General features: G+C 65.3%; 23 protein-coding genes. 11 read left to right on the top strand and 12 right to left on the bottom strand.

Going from position 1 to position 21,365, the window contains the following annotated elements:
* Positions 1-6 precede the first annotated feature (6 nt).
* Positions 7-378 carry a YybH family protein gene (locus ACSQ23_RS21885; RefSeq protein ID WP_436091899.1) on the top strand — a complete coding sequence of 124 codons (372 nt, stop codon included), beginning with the start codon at positions 7-9 and terminating at the stop codon, positions 376-378.
* Positions 379-391: 13 nt separating this feature from the next.
* Here ACSQ23_RS21885 and ACSQ23_RS21880 read toward each other — a convergent pair whose 3' ends face one another.
* Together ACSQ23_RS21880 and rpmB are read right to left on the bottom strand one after the other, a co-directional pair.
* The gene (locus ACSQ23_RS21880) at positions 392-1,078 is read right to left on the bottom strand and encodes a queuosine precursor transporter (protein WP_436091898.1); all 687 of its coding nucleotides are present in this window, start codon (positions 1,076-1,078) and stop codon (positions 392-394) included.
* 253 nt (positions 1,079-1,331) lie between these two features.
* Positions 1,332-1,619: a 50S ribosomal protein L28 gene (rpmB, locus tag ACSQ23_RS21875; protein WP_055886447.1), complete on the bottom strand. Its 288-nt coding sequence runs from the start codon at positions 1,617-1,619 to the stop codon at positions 1,332-1,334.
* A 262-nt stretch (positions 1,620-1,881) separates the two neighbouring features.
* Between rpmB and ACSQ23_RS21870 the strand changes: the two genes are divergently transcribed.
* The 7 genes from ACSQ23_RS21870 (at position 1,882) to ACSQ23_RS21840 (ending at position 9,556) form a co-directional block, all read left to right on the top strand.
* Complete coding sequence (locus ACSQ23_RS21870; protein ID WP_197421415.1) at positions 1,882-2,655, top strand: DUF3108 domain-containing protein; 774 nt, start codon at positions 1,882-1,884, stop codon at positions 2,653-2,655.
* Positions 2,656-2,859: 204 nt separating this feature from the next.
* Entirely contained in the window at positions 2,860-3,270 is a 411-nt protein-coding gene (locus ACSQ23_RS21865; protein WP_055886454.1) for a hypothetical protein, read from the top strand.
* Between the two features lie 560 nt (positions 3,271-3,830).
* A complete protein-coding gene (locus tag ACSQ23_RS21860) occupies positions 3,831-7,001 on the top strand; it encodes a helicase-related protein (RefSeq protein WP_436091897.1) in 3,171 nt (1,056 codons plus the stop codon).
* Between the two features lie 20 nt (positions 7,002-7,021).
* On the top strand, positions 7,022-7,396 hold the full coding sequence (locus ACSQ23_RS21855) for an RNA-binding S4 domain-containing protein (protein WP_055886461.1): 375 nt from the start codon (positions 7,022-7,024) through the stop codon (positions 7,394-7,396).
* A gap of 295 nt (positions 7,397-7,691) precedes the next feature.
* A complete protein-coding gene (gene fdxA / locus ACSQ23_RS21850) occupies positions 7,692-8,030 on the top strand; it encodes a ferredoxin FdxA (protein WP_055886464.1) in 339 nt (112 codons plus the stop codon).
* Between the two features lie 406 nt (positions 8,031-8,436).
* Complete coding sequence (locus ACSQ23_RS21845; protein ID WP_055886468.1) at positions 8,437-8,997, top strand: CarD family transcriptional regulator; 561 nt, start codon at positions 8,437-8,439, stop codon at positions 8,995-8,997.
* A gap of 148 nt (positions 8,998-9,145) precedes the next feature.
* Positions 9,146-9,556, top strand: a complete 411-nt coding sequence (locus ACSQ23_RS21840) for an NUDIX hydrolase (RefSeq protein WP_055886471.1) — start codon at positions 9,146-9,148, stop codon at positions 9,554-9,556.
* Positions 9,557-9,562: 6 nt separating this feature from the next.
* On the opposite strand, the gene ACSQ23_RS21835 is transcribed toward ACSQ23_RS21840, so the two are convergent.
* Genes ACSQ23_RS21835 through ACSQ23_RS21825 form a run of 3 tightly spaced genes read right to left on the bottom strand, consistent with a single transcriptional unit; the run spans position 9,563 to position 12,479 of the window.
* Positions 9,563-10,345: a DUF1295 domain-containing protein gene (locus ACSQ23_RS21835; RefSeq protein ID WP_082528492.1), complete on the bottom strand. Its 783-nt coding sequence runs from the start codon at positions 10,343-10,345 to the stop codon at positions 9,563-9,565.
* Complete coding sequence (locus ACSQ23_RS21830; RefSeq protein WP_055886474.1) at positions 10,342-11,136, bottom strand: DUF1365 domain-containing protein; 795 nt, start codon at positions 11,134-11,136, stop codon at positions 10,342-10,344. The genes ACSQ23_RS21835 and ACSQ23_RS21830 overlap by 4 nt, the downstream gene beginning before the upstream one ends.
* Positions 11,133-12,479: an NAD(P)/FAD-dependent oxidoreductase gene (locus tag ACSQ23_RS21825; protein ID WP_436091896.1), complete on the bottom strand. Its 1,347-nt coding sequence runs from the start codon at positions 12,477-12,479 to the stop codon at positions 11,133-11,135. Before ACSQ23_RS21825 ends, ACSQ23_RS21830 begins: the two co-directional genes overlap by 4 nt.
* A 144-nt stretch (positions 12,480-12,623) precedes the next feature.
* Here ACSQ23_RS21825 and ACSQ23_RS21820 point away from each other — a divergent pair, with 144 nt between their 5' ends.
* Entirely contained in the window at positions 12,624-13,031 is a 408-nt protein-coding gene (locus ACSQ23_RS21820) for a DUF2177 family protein (protein WP_436091895.1), read from the top strand.
* Between the two features lie 235 nt (positions 13,032-13,266).
* On the opposite strand, the gene ACSQ23_RS21815 is transcribed toward ACSQ23_RS21820, so the two are convergent.
* Positions 13,267-14,733 carry a M48 family metalloprotease gene (locus tag ACSQ23_RS21815; protein ID WP_436091894.1) on the bottom strand — a complete coding sequence of 489 codons (1,467 nt, stop codon included), beginning with the start codon at positions 14,731-14,733 and terminating at the stop codon, positions 13,267-13,269.
* Positions 14,730-15,542 (bottom strand): thermonuclease family protein, encoded by an 813-nt coding sequence (locus tag ACSQ23_RS21810; protein ID WP_244488557.1) that lies wholly within the window; start codon positions 15,540-15,542, stop codon positions 14,730-14,732. Before ACSQ23_RS21810 ends, ACSQ23_RS21815 begins: the two co-directional genes overlap by 4 nt.
* Before the next feature lie 215 nt (positions 15,543-15,757).
* On the opposite strand from ACSQ23_RS21810, the gene ACSQ23_RS21805 reads away from it, so the two are divergent.
* Positions 15,758-16,468: a hypothetical protein gene (locus ACSQ23_RS21805; RefSeq protein ID WP_055886491.1), complete on the top strand. Its 711-nt coding sequence runs from the start codon at positions 15,758-15,760 to the stop codon at positions 16,466-16,468.
* Between the two features lie 13 nt (positions 16,469-16,481).
* On the opposite strand, the gene ACSQ23_RS21800 is transcribed toward ACSQ23_RS21805, so the two are convergent.
* Complete coding sequence (locus ACSQ23_RS21800; RefSeq protein WP_055886495.1) at positions 16,482-16,907, bottom strand: OsmC family protein; 426 nt, start codon at positions 16,905-16,907, stop codon at positions 16,482-16,484.
* Between the two features lie 12 nt (positions 16,908-16,919).
* On the opposite strand from ACSQ23_RS21800, the gene ACSQ23_RS21795 reads away from it, so the two are divergent.
* Positions 16,920-17,933 carry a L,D-transpeptidase family protein gene (locus tag ACSQ23_RS21795; RefSeq protein WP_197421416.1) on the top strand — a complete coding sequence of 338 codons (1,014 nt, stop codon included), beginning with the start codon at positions 16,920-16,922 and terminating at the stop codon, positions 17,931-17,933.
* A 33-nt stretch (positions 17,934-17,966) separates the two neighbouring features.
* Here ACSQ23_RS21795 and ACSQ23_RS21790 read toward each other — a convergent pair whose 3' ends face one another.
* The 4 genes from ACSQ23_RS21790 to ACSQ23_RS21775 are packed head-to-tail and all read right to left on the bottom strand — an operon-like array spanning position 17,967 to position 21,232.
* Positions 17,967-18,347, bottom strand: coding sequence for a cupin domain-containing protein (locus ACSQ23_RS21790; protein ID WP_055886497.1), 381 nt, complete (start codon positions 18,345-18,347; stop codon positions 17,967-17,969).
* A 15-nt stretch (positions 18,348-18,362) separates the two neighbouring features.
* The gene (locus ACSQ23_RS21785; protein WP_436091893.1) at positions 18,363-19,454 is read right to left on the bottom strand and encodes a Gfo/Idh/MocA family protein; all 1,092 of its coding nucleotides are present in this window, start codon (positions 19,452-19,454) and stop codon (positions 18,363-18,365) included.
* A gap of 3 nt (positions 19,455-19,457) precedes the next feature.
* Positions 19,458-20,288, bottom strand: a complete 831-nt coding sequence (locus tag ACSQ23_RS21780) for a carbohydrate ABC transporter permease (RefSeq protein ID WP_436091892.1) — start codon at positions 20,286-20,288, stop codon at positions 19,458-19,460.
* Positions 20,285-21,232, bottom strand: a complete 948-nt coding sequence (locus tag ACSQ23_RS21775; protein WP_436091891.1) for a carbohydrate ABC transporter permease — start codon at positions 21,230-21,232, stop codon at positions 20,285-20,287. Before ACSQ23_RS21775 ends, ACSQ23_RS21780 begins: the two co-directional genes overlap by 4 nt.
* Positions 21,233-21,365: the final 133 nt, after the last annotated feature.

Genomic DNA, 21,365 nt, shown 5'->3' with positions numbered 1-21,365 from the left:
GTCGGGATGTCGGCAAGGGACGTGCTTGAGGCCTACACCGACCGCATCAACCGCCAGGACTTCGACCTCCTGATCGACCTCATCGCGCCCGATGCGACGTTCTGGTTCTCGAACGGCACCTATAGCGGCATCGCCGCGATCCGCGCGGCGTTCGAAGCGACCTGGCGAGCGATGGGGCCGAGCGAGCGCTACTGGCTCGATGAGCTGGAGTGGATTGCCGAAGGCGACAGTGCTGCGGCCTGCACCTACCGCTTCAACTGGGAAACCACCGTCGACGGCAAACGCCAGTCGGGCTCGGGCCGTGGCACCACGGTGCTGAAGCGGCTGGGCGACCGCTGGTGGATCGCCCACGAACACCTGAGCCGCTGGCCGGACTAGGTCAGAGCCGGCTCTAAGCCGCGACCTTGAGCGGCGGCAGCGGCATCAGCTTGCCCATCAGCATCCGGTAAGGCGCCAGCAGCAGCAATGCCGCGAGGAACTTCACCAGGAAGTCACCAGCCGCTAGCGAGAACCACAGCGGCACCTCGGGCCCGAGGCTGAGGAACGGCGCCGGAAAGCCCAGCGAGCCATCCTGTGCCCCATAGATACCGTCGACAAAGCCGAATGACGGCGCGAAGGCGATGGAAAAGAAGATCGCCGTATCGAGCAGCGAGCCGAACAGCGAACCGGCGAGCGGCGGCAGGAACCAGTTCCTGCTGGCCCTCAGCCGCGAGAACACCGAGATATCGAGCAACTGCCCGATGAGGAACGCCGTCACCGAGGCGGTAGCGATACGCGCCGTGGTAGCCGGAGTTCCCCCGGCATTCCACGGCAGCGGGTTGAAGCTCAGGTAGAACGACAGCGCCACCGCCACGACGAAACCGCACACCACCACGAGGCGGGCCCGCGCCGCGCCGTCATAGCGGTTGACGAGGTCGGTGACGAGGAAGGCAAAGGGGTAGGTGAAGGCGCCCCAGGTGAGGAGATCCTTGAGGTTGATCGGGCCGAGCGCGGCGTCAACCGGGTAGAGCACGAGAATGTTGGACGCGGTGACGACCACGACCATGGCCGCGATGGCCGCGACAAAGCGAGCGAGCATATCCTGCACCTCTATGGAACCCGCTGACCGGCATCAGACCGGGGCGGTGGGTTGGAGCTTGCGCTCCGATGGGTCTTCTAGTCTCGATGTCATTCCCGCGAAAGCGGGAACCTCTGTCTTGGTGCCTCACGCACCATCGCAAAACGGAGATCCCCGCTGCGCGGGGATGACACCGGTGGCGGACAGCAAGCCGGCCTCAAAACAAACCGCGCGTCCCTTTCGGGACGCGCGGCGAAAACTGAAAGGGCGAAGCTTACGCGGTCGCGAGAGCGGCGCGGACTTCCTTCTTCACCGACAGCGCGACGGGCGACAGCTCGGCGTCGTCTGCCTTGAGCAGGAACGCATCGAGGCCACCGCGGTGCTCGACGGTACGCAGCGCGTTCGCCGAGATACGCAGCTTGACCGTGCGGCCGAGCGTGTCCGACAGCAGCGAGACGTTGAGGAGATTGGGGAGGAAGCGGCGACGGGTACGGTTGAGCGCATGGCTCACCTTGTTCCCGGTCATCACGCCCTTACCGGTGAGTTCGCAGCGGCGAGCCATTGGAGTATCCTGTCAAAAGGCCCTCGGCGGGGGACTATCCCCTCGCAACGGGCTGGAGTCTGTTCTTGATTGCGGACGCTCCCATAGAGAACTGAGCCCCTCCCGTCAAGCTTGTGAACGCCGAATGCCTTGCCAGCCCGAGCCTCGCTCGGCATTTTGGCAGCAATATTGATTCGCTGCCTGGTGACGTCGCGTCGCCGCTTGGCGACGCCGCCAGAGGTCCGTTCCCGTGTTGAACGCCGGTTTCCGCCAGACGATGCGATTGGCCGCACGACTTGCCAGTTTGGGATTGGCGCTGCTGGCCCTGCCCGCCGCCGCGGCCGAGGTCAAGGCGCGCGCCGAGTACATGGTGACCATGGGCGGTACCCACATCGCCAATGTCCGCATCAATCTGACCGATAACGGCTCGGCCTATTCGCTGGTGCTCGACGCTAAGATCACCGGGCTGGCGCAGCTGGTGGCAAGCGGCACCGCCAAGGCCACTTCGACCGGGACCTCCACGGACAAGGGCCTGAGGGCCCAGAAGTTCGACATCCTGACCCGCGCCGGCGGCGAGGATTTTACCGCGGCCGTCACCTATGCCGGCGGCACCGTGGACACGTTCAAGGTGGCTCCACCGATCGTCAACAATATCGATCGCGTGGCAATCGAGCGGAAGCACCTCACCACCGCCAACGACATGCTGGCGCCGTTCGTCCTCAAGGGCGCCGCGCTCGACCAGCAGCTGTGCAACCGGCAGATGCCGATCTTCACCGGCGTCGAGCGCTTCAATCTGAGCCTCAAATACGTCAAGGACGATACCGCGACGAGCAAGCGCACCGGCTACCAGGGGCCACTGGTGCTGTGCTCGATGCATTACACCCCGATTTCCGGGCACTATACCAACAACGAGATCACCACCTATCTCGCCAGGAACGAGCGTATCCTCGTCTGGTACGCCCCGCTCCAGGCAGCCGGCTACTACATCCCCTACCGGGCGCTGGTGACCACCGAAGCCGGTGACCTCTCGGTGGTGCTGACCGAGCTCGCCGAGTAGCCGTACCGCCCGCGGAGCGCTTTCAGGTAAAGTTGCAGACTTTTCCACCTCCAAAGCGCGACCACATCAAAGACGCAGAGCATTCACCGATTCAACGAACGGTGAAATGCTCTGGCGATGAACGTCAGCTAAACCCTTGCCTCAGCACGCGTTCAAGCGCGCGACGGCATTTTCTCCTCCAAGGCTCGCGCCAAGGAGGAATTGATGACCATCGTGAAACTCGGCATCGCCGCTCTCGCCACTACGGTCGCGCTCGCTGGCGCCGCCAGTGCCCTCGACCTGAAGATCGCCACCCCCGGCCCAGGCAAGCTCGTGCCGACCAGCATCCAGCTCGGCATCATCCCGCCGCCCAACAATATCTGCCCGGGCAATGGCAAGCTCACCGCCTGGGTCGAAACCAACAAGCCCGGCACGATCAACATTCTGCTGGTGAAGAAGGGCGGCGCCGTCGGCGGTCCTTACGCTGTCACCACCGTGAAGGGTGCCAACGGCATCGTCATGGGCAGCTACACGCAGAACCTCGTGATCAACAATCCAGTCGACGCCGAATACCGTGTCGTCGTCGCCGGCACGCCCATCCAGTCCAACTGGGTTCCACTCGTCGCCGAGTGCTAAAACCCCGGGGCCGCTGCCCCCGACTTCCGCGCCCCGGACCACCGGCAACAGACCCGTGGTCCCTCGTGCCGGCATGCCTCCAAGCGGGGCTGCCGGCCGGGCGGCGGAAATCATGGTTAACCAGGTGTTACCAAAATCCGCGTGTCATTCCGGGACGGTCAACGGCTATTTTGCCAACGTCGCAGCGTGAGCAGCCATTGTTCAGGCACCCAAGGCATGAAGACCACAAAAATCTTTGCGGGTGAAGGCTTTACGCCTCGTTCACACTTGGCCGATTCGAGCCCCAAACCGCCCGCAATTAACCGCTTCGAAACCTTCCTGAACGCGATTTCCGGGGATTGCGCCGGATGCCACAGGAAAGCCGTGGCGCTAGCGGGTCGCGGACCAAGCCACCCACCATATGCTGTAGTGAACAAACACGGATTTCCGAGTCGCAACCGATTCCTTTCCGGTTTGTTCTTCGTTCGTACCAATGGTTAATGCCGGCGCCAGCGACCTCGCTTATTTGTTCCGCGACGAGACACTCGTTTGTTGGCTTTCGATCACCTAAATAGGGCGCGATGACTCCCGCTTCCGCCTCCTCGCTCAAGGCGATCCTTGGGCCCACCAATACCGGCAAGACCTTCTTCGCCATCGAACGGATGCTCGCGCACCGCTCGGGGATGATCGGCCTGCCGCTGCGGCTCCTCGCCCGCGAGGTCTACCACAAGGTGGTCGACCGGATCGGTGCCCAGCACGTGGCGCTGGTCACCGGCGAGGAGCGGATCGTTCCGGCCAAACCGCGCTACTGGGTCTGCACCGTCGAGGCCATGCCGCTCGACGTGCCGGTCGAATGCGTCGCCATCGACGAAATCCAGGTGGCGACCGATTTCGACCGCGGCCACGTCTTCACCAACCGGCTGCTGCATGCCCGCGGCATCAGTGAAACCCTGCTGCTCGGCGCCGCCACCATGACGCCGCTGATCCGCGCGCTGCTGCCCGATGCCGAGATCATCCAGCGCCCGCGCTTTTCCGAGCTGCTCTACGCCGGTTCGAAAAAGATCTCCCGCCAGCCCAAGCGCTCCGCCATCGTCGCCTTCTCGGCCACCCAGGTCTACGCCATCGCCGAGCTGATCCGGCGCGAACGCGGCGGCGCCGCCGTGGTGATGGGGGCGCTCAGCCCCCGCACCCGCAACGCCCAGGTCGACCTGTACCAGAACGGCGACGTCGATTTTCTCGTCGCCACCGATGCCATTGGCATGGGCCTCAACCTCGACGTGCATCACGTCGCCTTTGCCGACGACCACAAGTTCGACGGCCACCAGACCCGGCAGCTGACCCCGGCCGAGTTCGGCCAGATCGCCGGCCGCGCCGGCCGCCACATGCACAACGGCAGCTTCGGCGTCACCGGCCACGCCCCCGATTTCGACGAGGAACTGGTCAAGCGCCTCGAGACCCACGATTTCGAGCCGATCCGGGTGATACAATGGCGCAACGCCGAGCTGGATTTCGCCTCGATCGAAGACCTGCGCCATAGCCTCGACCAGACGCCCACGCTCAGGGGCCTGACCCGCGTTCCCATCGCCACCGACCAGCATGCGCTGGAGTTCGTCGCCCGCAACGAGGCCGGCGCTGCGGCAAAAAGCGAGGCGGCGGTGCGGCTCTTATGGGAGTGCTGCGGCATCCCGGACTACCGCGATATCTCGCCGGCGCAGCACGGCGAGATCATTACCCGCATCTATCTCGACCTCACCCGCCACCGCCATGTCGACGCCGACTGGATTGCCGAGCAGGTGCGGTTCTGCGACAATATCACAGGCGACATTGATACGCTTTCCAATCGGATCAAGCAGATCCGGACATGGACCTTTGTCGCCAACCGCAAGAACTGGCTTGAAGACCCCGCATATTGGCGCGAAAAGACCCGGGACATTGAAGATCGACTGAGCGACGCCCTGCACGAGCGTCTCACTCAACGTTTCGTCGATCGTCGCACTTCGGTGCTTATGCGCCACCTGAGAGACAAGCATATGGTATCGCCTGAAATTAACGACCGCGGCGAGGTGAGCCTCGAAGGCCACCTGATTGGCTCCATCGAGGGCTTCCGCTTCACCTTGGCTCGGTCGGAAGGTGGCGATGCCAAAGGCGTGGCGGCAGCCGCAGCTCAGGTCGTGGCGCCTGAAATCGCCAAACGCGCCGAGCGCGTCGCCGGTGCGCCCAACGAAGAGCTGGTGCTCGCCACCGACGGCTACGTGCGCTGGCGCGGCCAGGTGATCGCCAACCTGGTCGAGGGCGAGCAGCTGTTCACCCCGCGCCTCATCATCCTCGCCGACGAAAGCCTCACCGGCCCCGATCTCGAGCGCGTGCAGGATCGGTTGAACCTGTGGCTCCGCCACCTGGTCAACACCCAGCTCGAAAGCGTGCTGTCGCTCGAAGCGCCGGCCGATCTCGAAGGCGCGGCCCGTGGCGTCGCCTATCGGCTCTACGAGAATCTCGGCATCCTGCCGCGCAGCGCCGTGGCCGAAGAGGTCAAGGGCCTCGACCAGGACGTGCGCGGCAAGCTCCGCAAGCTCGGCGTGAAATTCGGCGCCTTCCACATCTACGTGCCGCAGAGCCTGAAGCCGGCGCCGCGCGAGCTGGCGCTGATCCTCTATGCACTGAAGCATGGCGGCGTGCGCCAGCCGGGCGTCGCCGAGCTGCCGCAGATCGTGCTGTCGGGCCGCACCTCGTTCCTCATCGATCCCGAAGTGAACGTGAAGCTCTATGAGCTGGCGGGCTTCAAGGTCGCCGGCCGCCGCGCCGTGCGCGTCGATATCCTCGAGCGCCTCGCCGATATCATCCGCCCGCTGATCGCGCTGAACCCGGTGACCCACCAAGGCGAATTGCCGCCGGGCGCCGCCGAGGGCAATGGTTTCCGCGTCACCGTCGAGATGACCTCGCTGCTCGGCACTGCCGGCGAGGACTTTGCCTCGATCCTCAACTCGCTCGGCTATCGCGTCCGCCGCACCCCAAAGGTCACGGCGCCCGTGGTCGTCGAGACAGCGACGACCAGCGAGACGACCACGTCGGAGACGACCGAGACCACTGAAGCCACTGAGGGCGTTGAGGCGGTTGCGACTGAGACTGTCGATACGACAGAGACCACGACCGATGCCGTAGTCGCCGATGTCGCCGATGCCGAGGTGAACGCTGCTGCCGCCGATGCGGTCGAGGGCGTGGCCCCGGCTACGGAGGTTGTCACCGAGACCGAAGTGGTCGCCGTCGAAACCGCCACCGCCGATCTCGGTGCCCCCGCCCCTGCCGAAGACACCAAACCCGCTGAGCCCGAGTTCGACGAGGTCTGGTTCCCGGCTGGCCGCCGGCCCGACAATCCGCGTCACGGCGGCGCCCGCAACCGCGGCCCGCGTGCCGATGGGGCGGAAGCGACCGCCGAGGGGGAAAAATCCGAGCGCCCGCAGCGCAATTTCCGTCGCCCCGAGCGTCCGGAAGGCGATGGCAAGGGCGGCGACGCCAAGCCCAACCGTCCGCGCTTCGAGGGCCGTCGCGACGGCCAGCGCCAAGGGGCCGGCAACAGCAATGGCGGCGGCAAGCCGTTCGAGAACAAGGGTGGCAAGCCGGGCGGCAAGCGCTTCGACAAGCCGCGTGAGGAGTGGAAGGAACACCGTCCGCGCGAGGATCGGAAACCGGCTGTGCTCGATCCGAACTCACCCTGGGCGGCGCTCGCCGCACTGCGGAACCCCAAATCCGAATGAAGACCGCGGAATAGTGGCGCTTGGAGAAGCAGCGGCTCGACAAGTGGCTGTTCTTCTCGCGCGCGGTGAAATCCCGCACCCTGGCGCAGAAGCTGATCGAGAGCGGCGCCATCCGGGTCAATTCCGAACGCACTGACCGGTCCGACCACAAGGTCGGGCCGGGCGATGTCCTCACCATGACAGTGCACACCCGCCTCTTGGTCTGGCGCATCCTCGACCCCGGCACCCGCCGCGGCCCTGCCCCGGAGGCGGCGCTGCTCTACGAGGACCTTTCACCGCCCCCGGTGCCCCGCGAGACAGCTCCACCGAGCCACGCTGAACGCGACATCGGCAGCGGGCGCCCGACCAAGAAGGAACGTCGCGACACCGATCGACTACGCGACGACGAGGATTGAACGGTTCGGCCCCCATCGTTCACTTTGCCGTTACGATCGCCGGCCTCGATTCCTCGCTCTCCCCGCCACAATTGCCAACCTGCACGCCCCGATGCGCATCGTAGCGTCGCGCGCCCGTGGCAGGGACGGATAACCATGTCGGAGAGCAAGGCCGATGCGTCGAAAGCCTGACCGCCCTGTCCCTTGCGGCGTGGGAGAAAAAGGGCTAGCACGGCCCGAGGCGTACGGCTTGCTGCGTGCGCCCGGCTGAAAGACCCAGCGGCCCTAGAAACTTGAGCAGGAACGCTCGCGAAGAATGACCTACATCGTCACGGACAACTGCATTAAGTGCAAGTACATGGACTGCGTCGAGGTTTGTCCCGTCGACTGCTTCTATGAAGGCGAGAACATGCTCGTCATTCACCCCGACGAGTGCATCGACTGCGGCGTCTGCGAACCCGAATGTCCGGCTGAGGCGATCAAGCCCGATACCGAGGGCGGCCTCGACAAATGGCTGGAGATCAACAGCAAATATGCCTCCGCCTGGCCCAACATCACCGAGAAGCGCGATGCTCCGGCCGATGCCAAGGAGTGGGACGGGGTCGAGGGCAAGTTCGAGAAGCACTTCTCCGAAGCTCCCGGCGAGGGCGATTGACCTTCGCCCCGCGAGGGTGGCTGGAAAAGTTCTGAGACTTTTCCGTCTCGAAGACGCGACGAGATCAGTGACCAGCCTCGGTTTTGCCGCCGGTTTGCCATGCCGATGAACCGCTTGGGCCCGGAAGCTGACCGGCTCCCGGCGGTCTTGATTCGCAACTTTTGATTTTGCTGAAATTTTGTGCTACGCTCCTCAAACGAATGGAGCTTGCCCGTCATCCAATGCGTGCCACTAGGCACCCTTTTTTTTGACACCAGCAATAATGGGGCTGCAGTCATCCGGTCGCGCGGACCGGAAGAGTGCGCGAAGGGTTTTTGCTTATCTATTCGGACGGGCGAACCAGCAACAACAGGACGGCCTCTCCGCGAAGAGCTGTCCGGCGGCGGCGTTAATAGGAGTATCCTCTATGGTCACCAAGAAGCCTCAGCAGCGGCTTGGATTCAAGACGGGCGAGTACATCGTCTATCCGGCGCATGGCGTCGGCCTCATCACCTCGATCGAGGAACAGGAGGTCGCGGGGCTGACCCTCGAGCTGTTCGTCATCTCGTTCGAGCAGGATAAACTGACCCTTCGCGTTCCCGTCGCCAAGATCAAGTCGGTCGGCATGCGTAAGCTCGCCGAAGAGGATGAGGTCAAGAAGGCGCTGGAGACCGTCACCGGCCGCGCCCGCGTCAAGCGCACCATGTGGTCGCGCCGCGCCCAGGAATACGAAGCCAAGATCAATTCCGGCGACCTGATCGCCATCTCGGAAGTGGTGCGCGACCTGTTCCGCTCCGACGACCAGCCCGAGCAGTCCTACTCGGAACGCCAGCTGTTCGAGCAGGCGATGGACCGGATGAGCCGCGAGGTTTCGGCCGTCAACAAGCTCACCCTCACCGAGGCTGTGCAGCTGATCGAGAAGAACCTCGCCAAGTCGCCGCGCCGCGGTCCGAAGTCGGACGCCGCCGACGCCGAAGAAGCGGCCTGATCGCGGCAGCAACCACCAATTCAAAGGGGCCGGCAGCAATGCCGGCCCTTTTCGTTTGTGCACCTGAGAGCGCCAGCAGCCTGCCGTCGCTGCGCTGGTGACCGAGGGCGAGGTTGGCGGCAAACTGCCGGTCTCGGGGGGTGATTCCATGACTGCCAGACCGCGACAGATCTTCATCGCCGCTGCTGTGCTTGTCGGCCCCGATGGCCGCGTCCTGCTGGTGCGCAAGCGCGGCACCGACGTGTTCATGCAGCCGGGCGGCAAGCTCGAGCCGGGTGAAGCGCCATTGGCGGCGCTGCAGCGCGAGGTGCACGAAGAACTTGGCCTCGCCGTCGATCCGGCCACTGCCCACTATCTCGGCCGCTTTGCGGCTCCGGCGGCACATGAGACAGACGCCATGGTGGTGGCGGAGGCGTTCTGGCTCAGTATCCAGTCGACCCCCGCTCCGCAGGCCGAGATCGAGGAAGCCCTGTGGGTCGACCCGGCTGACCTGGGCGAGCTTGAGCTCGCGACACTGTCGCGCCATCACATCCTGCCGGCCTATCTCCGCAGCCGCTGAGCCCCGCTACTTCGGGATCGGCCAGAACGCCCGGACGCGCTCCTGGTAGGCGAGGAAGCGGTCGCCACGCGAACGCAGCATATGCGCCTCGAGCGGCGGAACACCCGAAACATGCACCAGCAACCAGTACATCATCGCCGGCGCCAGCAGCGTCAGCCAGCCCCAGGGATAGGCGAGGCTGACGCCGATTGGGATGTAGGCCAGCCAGTACAGCCACTCGAAGAAGTAGTTCGGGTGCCGGCTAAGCGACCATAGCCCGAGATCGCAGACCCGCCCGGCATTGGCCCGATCGGCCTTGAACGCCCTGAGTTGCGCGTCGCTCACTGCTTCACCGGCGATCGCCAGCAGCGCAATGACCACCCCGAGAGCGTCGCCAAGGCCCAGCGGTGCTGGGTTCGCTGAAGCCGCGAGTGCCGCGACCACCAGCACCAAAGCCGCCGCGCCCTGGATGTAGAGAAACACGAACAGCTGGCTCCGATAGCGCTCGCCCCAGCCGCGGCGCAACTCCGCATAGCGCGGATCATCGCCACCACTGAGGGTGCGGCGCGCGATATGGGTGCCGAGCCGCAGGGACCAGAGCGCCAGCAGCGCCATCACCAGCAGCGTCCGGCCGGTCATCATGCCGACCGCGGACCACCACACGGCGACGACGCCAACCAGCCCGGTGCCATAACTCCAGAACGTGTCGGCCCAGCCGGAGCGCCCCGAGCTGACCACCACCCACCAGGCCAGCGCCATCACCGATGACAGCAACACCGCCGCGATAACGATCGCGGTGCCGCTGATCATTCAACCTGCTCCGGCACACGCCGCTCGGAGACCCTCACCGTCCCCGACGCAATCCGCTGCCGCGCCGGCGACCAGTGGAAGAACGGCACCCCCTTGGCGATCAGCTTCAGCGCTTCCCAATGGATGCCGGCGACCACCTTCAGCGTCATCAGCGGGTAGCCGGCAAAGGCCCGCCACAGGGCCCGGTTCGACAGCTCTTCGCGCCGTCCGTGGAAACTGGCGGTGAGCAGCAGCCCCTCGGCATCGTCTTCGAGGATCGAGATGCCGACCCGCTCCCCGGGCGCGGTGATGCGAAAGCGATAGGTACAATCCATCGGCATGAAGGGCGAAACGAAGAACTGCTTCCTGGCCGCATGCCGCACCACCCGCTCGCCACCACTGGCCGGCAGCGCATAGGTGTGGCGCTCGCCATGGGTATTGTGCACCTCGTAGAGAACCCCGGCGAGCCGCCCGTCCTGCCGATGGCAGAAGTAAACACTCAGCGGGTTGAAGACGAAGCCGAAGAGGCGCGGATAGCACAGCAGTTCGATCCGGCCGCCATCATAGCCGATACCAGCCTCCGCCAACCGCTCGGTCGCCCAGTCCCTGAGCGATGAGCGGCCATCGCCGTGATCGGCTTGCCGAAAGCTGAACAGGCCGCCGCGCTCAATGCGAAGCAGCGCAAACCGACCGGCAAGCTCATCGAGCTCGTCGAGGTCGAGCAGCAGGCAGAACACCTTGTAGCCAAGGCTGTGGCGCTTCGGCCTGAGCCGGGTATGGGCGACCGAGCCGCGATACAGCGCCGACCTCACAGGGCCGTTTCCAGCACGGCCGGCGCCACAGCAATACGGCTGCGCTGCGCCGCCCAGGGCGGGTTAACGCCAAACTGGCCGGCGACGGCCAGGCCCGATTGCAGCGCGTCCTCGTGAAAACCGTAGCCGAAATAGCTGCCGCAGAACCAGGTGTTGCGCACCCCCTGCAGCCGCCACAGCTGATCCTGCGCTGCCAGCGCCGCGTGATCGAACAGCGGGTGGGTGTATTCGAAACTGCGGATGACGCTCTCGGGCCGCGGCTGCCGCGACGGGTTCAGCGTCAGGAACAGCTGCCGGCGGGTGCGCAGCGATTGCAGGTGGTTCATCCAGTAGCTGACGCAAAGCGGCCGGTCGGCGCGGGCATCGTCCGAACCGATATAGTTCCAGCTGGCCCAGACCGACCGGCGCCGCGGCATCAGCGCCGGGTCATCGTGCAACACCGCGACATTGGGGGTGTAGCGAAAGGCGCCGAGCACCGCCTGCTCGTCGTCGGAAGCATCGTCGAGCAGCCCCAGCGCCTGGTCGGCATGGGCGCCGATCACCACGTCGGTGAACACCTCGCGCCCGCCCGCGACGTCGTTGACGAACACCAGCCCGCCCGTGCGGCTGACCCGGGTGGCGCCCGGGAGGCGCTGCATGGCGGTGCCGATATCGGCCAGCAGCGCGTCGACATAGCTGCGGCTGCCGCCGAGCACGGTGCGCCATTGCGGCCGCCTGGTGACCTGCAGCAGCCCGTGGCTGGTGAAGAAACGGAGAAAGGAGCGCATCGGGTAGTGCCGCATCTGCTCCGAGGTGGTCGACCAGATCGCCGCGCACATCGGCAGCACATGCTCCTCGACCAGCGCCCGCGACCAGCCGCCGCTATCGAGGAACTCACCCAGCGAGATGGCCTCCATGGCGCGCTCGTCGAGCCCACGCGTCACTTCGTAGAACTTTACGATATCGGCAATCATCCGCCAGAACCGCGGGTTGACCAGGTTGCGTTTCTGCCCGAACAGCCCGAACGGCCGGCTGGAATATTCGACCCGCCCGTCGCCCACCGACACCCCGAGCGACATGTCGGAATCGACGCTTGCGACCTGGAGGTGCTCGAGCAGCGCGGTGAAGTTTGGGTAGTTGCCGGGGTTGTAAACGATGAAGCCGGTATCGACGGCGACCGGTCCTTCCGGGCACTCCACATCGACGGTGTTGGCATGCCCACCGAGCCAGCCATTGGCCTCATACAGCACCACCTCGTGCCGCCGGCTCAGCAGCCAGGCCGCCGATAGCCCGGCAATGCCCGCGCCGATGATTGCAATGCGCCGTCCCGACGCCCGTGCCTGGTCTTGGTGGAGATGCCGCACCTGAATTTCCTATCCGCTGCCGATGGGAGGAACTACGGGTCGCGGGCGCGAATTGTTTCAGGCGCGGCAAAAAACTCTGGCGGGTGAAACAGTTGGCGGTTTCGGCCCGTTACTTCCGGCTCAGCCGGCTCTGGAGACCGCCGCATGCCACCTTTCGTCGTCGCCTATGCCGGAGCCGCCATCACTATGCTGGCGCTCGATGCGCTCTGGCTCACCACCATGGTGCCACGCCTCTACCAGCCGCAGTTGGGCAGTCTCCTCGCAGAGCGGCCCAACCTGGCGGTAGCCGGAGTGTTCTACCTGCTCTACCTTGTCGGAGTGCTGGTCTTCGCCATCCTGCCGGCGCTCGAAGCGCGCAGCTGGCTGACGGCGCTGGGCTTCGGTGCGCTGCTGGGCCTTGTCGCCTACGGCACCTACGACTTCACCAACCTCTCGACCCTGCGCAACTGGCCGCTGAGCCTCAGCCTGATCGACGTCGCCTGGGGCACCGCCCTCACCGCCGTCACCGCGCTCGGCGGTTACTGGGCGGTACGCTGGTTGCTGCCGGGCTGAGGCGCCCTCTACAGATCTACGGTGTCATCAAACGACCGCCGGGCGGCGGTGTTCGTACCACCGCAAACGCCCCAAACTCGGTGTCATCCCAGCGAAAGCTGGGACCCAACGTTCAGCTGGCGCAAGCGGATGAGTGGGTCCCAGCTTTCGCTGGGATGACAGCCGGTGGGGAGGGAGAGCTCGAGGCTAACCACTGGGTTAGAAACAACCGCTTCTCAGCAAACCGCCCCGTCGCCTACTCGACCGTGACGATCTTGTACTTCTGCCCCGCCACCAGCGTGTCGCCCGGGTAGAGGTTGTTGAGGATGTAGAACAGGTCGGTGCCGCGACTGAGCCCGCTCATCCGGCGCGCCAGCGAGTCCGCCGTATCGACGCTGCCGGCAGTGACGGTGCGGACCACCAGCTTCTTGACCAGTCCAAGGTCCTTGGCGGTCGCCGCGCGGAAGCTCTTCAGCGTCGCTTCGGCGGCTTTGGTGAAGGCCGGGTTGTCGAACTTGGCGGCAAAGATGAAGCGATAAACTCGCCCATCATGCCGCACCACGGCCACGCGAAAATTCCACTGCGGGGTGACGGCGACGCCCGTCGCCATCTCGAAGCCGTTGGCGCTCTCGCGTTTCACCGTCGCGGGCTGCAGCCCGGCGATCCAGCCGGACTTCAGATAATCCTCGAGCCCCATCGACGCCGGCACCTCGGCGCTGTCGAAGCGCACTGCCTCGCCCTCGCCGGCAACACCGACGACGGCGCCCTTCGAGATCTGCAGCGTATAATTCTGCGGCACCTCGAAGGTGAACTTCAGCGTCGGGTTGATGTAGCGGCGGCCGACCACCGCGCCCTGCGCCGGGCTGTCGCCGAAGGCGAGCCCTTCGATGCCGGCCATGTAGCCATCACGCGCCGTTTCGCCCAGGCCCGGGGCGCCGAAGAAGGCGCGTGCCGTCTCGATCGCCTTCTGGACGCGATCTGGGGTCGAGGGGTGCGAGGAGAGGAAATCGCCTTCCTGGTCGGCATCGCCGGCCGAGAAATGCGCGAACCGGCCCATGGCGCCGAGGAAGCGCGCCGCGGCGTGCGGATCGTAACCGGCGCGGCCGGAGGTCAAAATGCCCTCCTTGTCGGCGGCCAGTTCCTGCTGCTGGCTGAACGCCGCCAGCGACATCTTCGAGCGGTTCGACGCCTGGTCGGTGGCGGTATCGGCGCCGAACACGCCGGTCACCACCTTGTCGACGATCTCGTTGGTACGCACCCGGTTGGTGCGGGCGCGGGCATGCTTCAGCGTCACGTGCGCGATCTCGTGCGCCAGCACGGCCGCGATTTCCGAGGTATCGGAGGCGAGCGCCAGGATGCCGCGGGTGACATAGACATAGCCGCCCGGCAGCGCAAAGGCGTTGACCTCGGCGGTATCGAGAATAGTGACGGTGAATTTCTGGTTCGGCTGGTCGGCGGCGGCAAGCAGGCGCCCGACGATCCGCGCGATCATGATCTCGGCCTGGCGGTCCGAATAGATGCCGCCATAGGAGGCGACGATGCGCGGATGCTCGCGCGCCCCGATTGCATCTTCCTCCGGATCGTCGGAAGCGACGATCGGCGCGTTCTGCCCCTCGGTGCGGGTCGTCGTGACCCCGGGCAGGCTCGAGCAGGCGGCAAGCACTGCGAGGAGTGCTGCTGCGAGCGGGGCGCCGAGCGCCGTGATCATCGAACGCGACTTCATGGAGCGAGGAGAACCTCTATCTGCTCTGGATGGGTGACTTCGACCCGCGGGCCATCGACGTCATCCACCCAGCCTCTGATCCGCACGAGGGCACCCTCGAGCTTAAGGGGGTCGAGACCGGACCGCGAAAACAGCTGGACCGCCGACCGCTCAAGTACGGCGGTGAAGTCCTCTTTCCACGATCGGCCAAAATTCAGGTAGATGCGCCCCTGCGCCTCGTCGGCGAGAAGCACCCGACCCTCTACCAGCTCGTAGTGACCCAGGCGCCCAGCCAGTTCAGCCGGCCGGTCCGCCCGCCGCACGAGATAGTAGGGATCGGCCCAGATGCCAAGCTTCATCAGCCGCGCCGAGCCTTCGGCACTGAGCAACTGTGGCAGACATGCACGATTATCAGGGAATGAGTAGACCCGCGCCCAGCCGTCGGCGATCATCCGCTGCTGCACCCAGAGCTCGGGCGTATCGACGACGAATAACTGCCCCAGCGTCCGGCCGTGCCGGTCGACCTGCTCGCCGCCATGGCGCACCGCAACCCGTTTGCCGAGCGTCAGCGCTTCCAGCGCCAGCCGCGCCTCCTCAGCCTTCGGCCAGGTCTCGAAACCCTCACGCCCCAGCGGCAGCTTGGGCGCCTGCGTGCCGATCAGGCGAACCACCACACCGGTATCGAGCACCACCGTGTCGCCGTCGGTCACCGACATGACCGTGCCTTTGGGGCCGTCGACCAGCCCGTCACAGCCCATGGCAAGGGCGCTCAACGGCATGGCGACGAACACCGCAGCCGCAGCAAATCTGAGCACATTGAAGGCAAGCAAGTTTGGCCCCATCCGACGACATGGCAAACTGCACGAAATTGCGGCGAAATTCTTCCATCTCGCGGCGGCACGACGACGAATGTTGCACCTTGGCCACTTCTCCTCAGGAGTGATTCGGCAGCGTGATAGTTCAACCGCTTGCAGCAGGTCACCGTTTCGAGGAAACGGCGGCGTGCTTTAGGATCACGCCGATTCTGCTGCCGGACCCCTGACCGATGCTCGCCGAACTCTTCGTCTATGCTGCGAGCTATCGCCCGACGCCGCCGGCGTTCCGTTCGCATCTGAGCGAGGCGGTGGGCCTGTGGGCCCGCGGCCAGCGCCAGACCCGCGCCTGGGCCCCGCATCTGGCTAACTCCCGCGGCCTGATCGACACCACCATCGACGACCTGACCGCGCGTCGTACCGTGGTGGTGCTCGGCTCCGGCCCGCTGTTCGATGTGCCGGTCGAATCGCTCTGCCGTACCTTCAAGCGCGTGATCCTCGTCGACCGTATCCACCTTTCGACCGTCGGCCAGCGGATCGACCGCTATCCCAATGTCGAGCGCCAATGGCGCGACCTGTCGACGGCGAGCAATCCTGGCGCCCTCGACTTCCTCGAAGCGATCGATGATCTCGACTGGGTGATCTCGCTGAGCCTCGTCAGCCAGCTGGCGCGCGCCGCGCCGGGAGCAGAGCGGCAGGTGGTCGACGGCCATCTCGACAAGCTCGCCATCCTCCCCTGCCCCGCAACGCTGGTGACCGATCTCGATTATCGCGTGTTCAACCGGCACGGCGTGATGCTCGACACTGCCGACCTGCTGCACGGTCGCCCGGTGCCGCGCAGCGGCCTGCGCTGGAAATGGGAAGTGGCGCCCTTCGGCGAGGAAGGCCACCACACCCGTCGCGTGCATTCGATGGCGGCGTGGCCCGACTGGCGCCACGCCTGACCTCTCGGCTGGCTCAGACCAGGCGCGCGTCCAGCGTCACCTTGATGGCGCCGAGCGCCCGCGACACCGGGCACTCGGCCTTGGCCTTCTCGGCCAGTTCCTGGAACTTCGCCGCATCGATCCCCGGCACCTTGCCCTCGACTGTCAGCGCACTGCCGACGATGCCGGTACCGGGAATGAGCTCGACCGCCGCGGTGACCTTGAGGTTCTCGGCCGTGGTGCCGTTGGCGGCGAGGAAGGCGCTGAACTGCATGGCAAAGCAGCCCGAATGCGCCGCCGCGATCAGCTCTTCCGGGTTGGTGCCCGATTGGCCGCTTTCGTCGACGAAGCGTCCCTTGAAGGTGTAGGGCAGGCCCGCGAAAGCGCCGCTCAGCACATCGAGCGTGCCGGTCCCCTCCTGCAACGTTCCCTTCCAGTTGGCGGTGGCAGTACGCTTCATCAGAAAACTCCATTGGTTTCGATCATTGGCGGGCGCGAGACTAGCGCTTCGGTGACCCCGCTTGCCAGCCCGGCCACGAGCCGTCCGAGCCGCCGCATCAACGGCCTCTGCTGCGGAGGGTTCCAGGCCGGCGGCGGCGCCGATATTGCCGCTGGCAAGGGCTGGGTAACCATCCGCCTCTATCCTCTGCCGCGAGTGATCGAGAGTGCCATGCGTAAATCCCCCGTGCCTGCCCTGCTGACCGTTCTGTTGCTGACCTTCGTCCTTGCCGGCTGCTCGTCATTGGGCGGCCTCACCAAGGACAAGCAGCCGCTTTCCGCCCGCACGGTCAGCGTGCTGGCGGCGCTCGACACCACGCCCGCCGCGCCGATGCTGGTGCGCGTCTTCAAGGAGAGCTCGGAGCTCGAAGTCTGGAAGCCCGACAGCCGCGGCAGCTATCGCCTGTTCAAGACCTATGCCATCTGCAAATGGTCCGGTGAACTGGGGCCGAAGGTCAAGGAAGGCGACTACCAGTCGCCCGAAGGCTTTTATGAGGTGACGCCGGGGATGATGAACCCCAAATCCAGCTATTACCTCTCGTTCAACACCGGTTTCCCCAACCGGCTCGACCGCGCCCAGGGCCGCAGCGGCACCAACCTGATGATCCATGGCGATTGCAAATCGGTCGGCTGCTACGCCATGACCGACGAGCAGATGAAGGAAATCTATGCCCTGGCGCGCGAGAGCTTTGCCGGCGGCAATCCGAGCTTCAAGCTGGAACTCTATCCGTTCCGCATGACCGAGGCCAACCTGACCCGGCACGCCACGAACCCCAACATCGCATTCTGGCGCAATCTCAAAGAGGGCTACGACGTACTGGCTCAGACGCAGCGGCCGGCAGCTGTCGGGACCTGCGGCGGCCGTTATGTCTTCAATGCCGGCACCACGAGCCTCCCCAACGACCCGCTGGGCGCCTGCCCGGCCGACGCGGCTGCCCCGACCACTGCCGACCTCGCCGTCGCCGCCGGCAATCCGGCGTTCTCTTAAGGCGGCGACCAGCACTGCGGCGAGGCGACAAGGTCACGCCACGCCGCCGCCCTCGTGATCCACCGCCTGCCGCTTGCCGGTCGAGAACATGATCAGCGCGAACACCGGTTCCGTGCCGACCGCCCTGGCCCAGTGCCGCACATCCTGCGGGATGCGGATGATGTCGCCGGCGCCCAGCATCACCGTCTCCTCACCCAGCTTATGCTCGCACGAGCCCGAGACCACGTAGAGGAACTCCTCGCAATTGGGGTGCGAGTGCAGCGGGTTACGCTCCCCCGGCTTGATGAAGCAGGTGCCGAAGGTCATCTCGGTCCCCGCCATCGATTTGTCGGTGATCTTCCAGTTGAGCTCGCCCCAGCCGGTATTGACCCGCTCGCCATCGGCGGCGCGGGCAACGAACGTCTCGATCGTCATCGCCTGGCTCCCCGCTCAGATCGCCGCCGAAACGCCATGCGGCGTCGTGGCGTAAAAGTCGTAGAGCTTCATGATGTCGAGCGCCGTCTCGAGCGTCCCCTTGCTCACCGCCCGCCCCTCCAGCACCGCCTCGCAGAAATGCAGCACTTCGGGCACATAGCCCAGCGTGAACATGTTGTTGTTGTAGAGCTGGCCAAGCGAGAATTCGGGCTCATACACCACCGTGGCGCTCTCCTCGGGCTGGATCCAGCTCGAGGCCCGGCCATAGCTCGGGAGCTTGGCCTTGCGGTAATGCGTCAGCTTCACGCCGTTCTCGACCACCGCGTGGCTACCCTCGCCGATCGCCTCGACCCGCTCGAGCGGCCCGCCCCAGCTCTGGCCGGCGCTGAAATGCAGCGCCCCGATGGCGCCCGACTTGAACTTGAGGCTGGCAATGGTGGCGCCGGTCGGTTCGGCCCACTCGAAGCTTGCCCGCTCGATCTCGCCGGCGAGAAAGCTGATGATCGCGCCCGGGTGGTAGATGTGGTCGATCACCGACTGCATGGCGACGAGGTCGCCCCGCTTGTCGGGCGCCGGCAGCGCCTGCGGGTAGCGCACCACCAGCGAGGTCAGCCGGCCGAATTCCGGCGCCGTGACGATATCCTTGAGCTTCTCGATGGCGGGAAAGAAGGTCTTCTTCAGCCCGGTCATGATGTTCTTGCCGGTGCGCTTCGACACCGCGATCAGCTCTTCGACCTCCGCCCGGCTCGCCGCCGTCGGCTTTTCCATCCACACATGGGCGCCGGCTTCGACCACGTCCTTGGCCAGTTGCGTCGCCTGCACGTGCCCATCTTTGGTGTAGCTGGTGACGATGAACACCACGTCCGGCTTTTCGGCCGCGAGCATCGCCTGGTGGTCGGTATAGGTGCGCTCGGCCCCGAACACCCGCGCGAAGCCATCGGCGCGGTCCTTCGAAAGATCGCAGATGGCGACGAGGTCGACCGGCGCATAGCGGAAGGTCGGGTAGACATTGCGATAGGCATGGCCGCCCGCCCCGATGAAGCAGGCCTTGAGCCGCCGCTCGTACTCGAAATTGTAGCGGATCTCCCGCGGAACGTGGTGCGGCATAACTCAGCCTTTCAATGCGCCTTGCGTGAGGCCTTCGGTGAAGCGCCTCTGGGTCAGGATGTAGAGGATGATGACCGGCAGGAAGGTGATCACGGTGCCCGAGAACACCAGCCGGAAATCGGTGGAATAGGTCGACGCGAACCGCACGAGGCCGAGCGGCAGGGTCTGGTTGCCGGGGCTGATCAGCACCACCAGCGGCAGGAAGAAATCGTTCCAGGTCGACAGCGCCGAGATGATCAGCAGCGCCGAGATGGCCGGCTGCGACAGCGGCAGGAACACTCGGGTGAGGATCTGGAAATGATTGGCCCCATCGATCCTCGCCGCTTCGCTCAACTCGTTCGGCACGCCGAGAAAGAAGCTCCGCATCAGGAACAGCCCGAACGGGACGCCATTCGCTACCTGCGCCAGCACCACGCCGGCCATCGAGTTGATCAGCGAGAGGTTGAACAGCACTTGATAGAGCGGAATGATGATCGCCTGGATCGGGATCGTGAGCCCGAAGATGAAGGCGTAGAAGGTCCACTCGCGGCCAGCAAAGCGGATCTTGGCCAGCGCATAGCCGGCCGGGGCGCAGACGATGAGGGTCAGCACCACCACGCCCGCCACATTGATCAGGCTGTTGCCGATCAAGGAGCCGAAGCCGCCGATATTCCAGGCATCGGCGTAGTTCTGCCACATCAGCTGTTTGGGCAGCGCGAACGGATCGCCGCGCCCGATCTCCGCCTCGGTCTTCAAACTCGAGGTGACGAGCCACAGGAACGGCCCCAGGATAATGGCGAACACCGGCAGCAGCAGCGCCACCATCGGCCATTCGGCGGGTTTGCGTCTGCTCATGACGATTTCCTCGCGCGCCAGCGGTTGAACGCAACGGTGATGGTGATGGCAAGGACGCTCATCAGGATGCAGAGCACCGCGGCGAGCCCATGATCCTGCGCCTGGAAGGCGAGCCGATAGATGTAGGTGGTGATGATTTCCGAGGCGTAGAACGGCCCGCCATTGGTCATCACGAACACCGTGGCAAAGCCCTTGAGCCCGTTGATCATGGCGAGCGACAACACGAACGTCATCACCTCGCTCAGGCCTGGCAGCGTGACGTTCCAGAGCTTCTGCCACCCGTTGGCGCCATCGATCTCGGCCGCCTCGTAGAGCGTACCGTCGATGTTCTGCAGCCCGGCGATGAACAGCAGCATGTAGAGCCCGAAGCCCTGCCAGGAGCTCGCGACATTCACCGAGAACAGCACCAGCAGCGGGTCGCTCAACCAGCCCTTGGCCCAGCCGGCGAGCCCCCATTGGGTCAGCGCCGTGTTGATAAGGCCATAGAACGGGTCGTAGATATTGGCCCAGATCACCCCCACGACCGCGAGCGAGACGAGGTGCGGCAGGAAGAACGCGGTGCGGAAGAACACCCGCGTGCGGCTCAGCCGGCCGATCGCCAGCGCCAGGGCCAGCCCGAGCCCACCGGCCAGCACCACATGGTAGAACAGCCACAGGAAGGTGCGGCCGAGGCTCTGCCAGATGATCGGGTCCTCGGTGGCGCGAAGGTAATTGTCGAAGCCGACGAAATTCGCCTCGGTGTTGAAGCCGCCCGAATTGGTGAAGCTGATCCAGATGGTTAGGAGGATCGGCGTCAGGCTGAACAGTGCATAAAGCGCGATCGCCGGCAGCATCAGCACGAAGGCCGCGCCGAACCCGTCACGCGCGCCATCGGCGCGACGTCGGCGGGGGGCGGCAGGCGCGCGGAGATCCGCGGGATCGGCTGTGGTGGTCAGTCTGGTCATTGGCCAGGACTCTCAGTCGGGGCCTTCTCCCCTTGTGGGAGAAGGTGGCCGATAGGCCGGATGAGGGGTTCGTGACACGAAGTGTCGCGCGACCTGAGTGAAACGAAGGGCGACTGAGTTCGCGGAGAGAAAC

Source organism: Devosia sp. LjRoot16 (assembly GCF_964252795.1).
Classification (GTDB): Bacteria; Pseudomonadota; Alphaproteobacteria; order Rhizobiales; family Devosiaceae; genus Devosia_A.
This window is presented reverse-complemented; position numbering and strand designations above follow the sequence as displayed.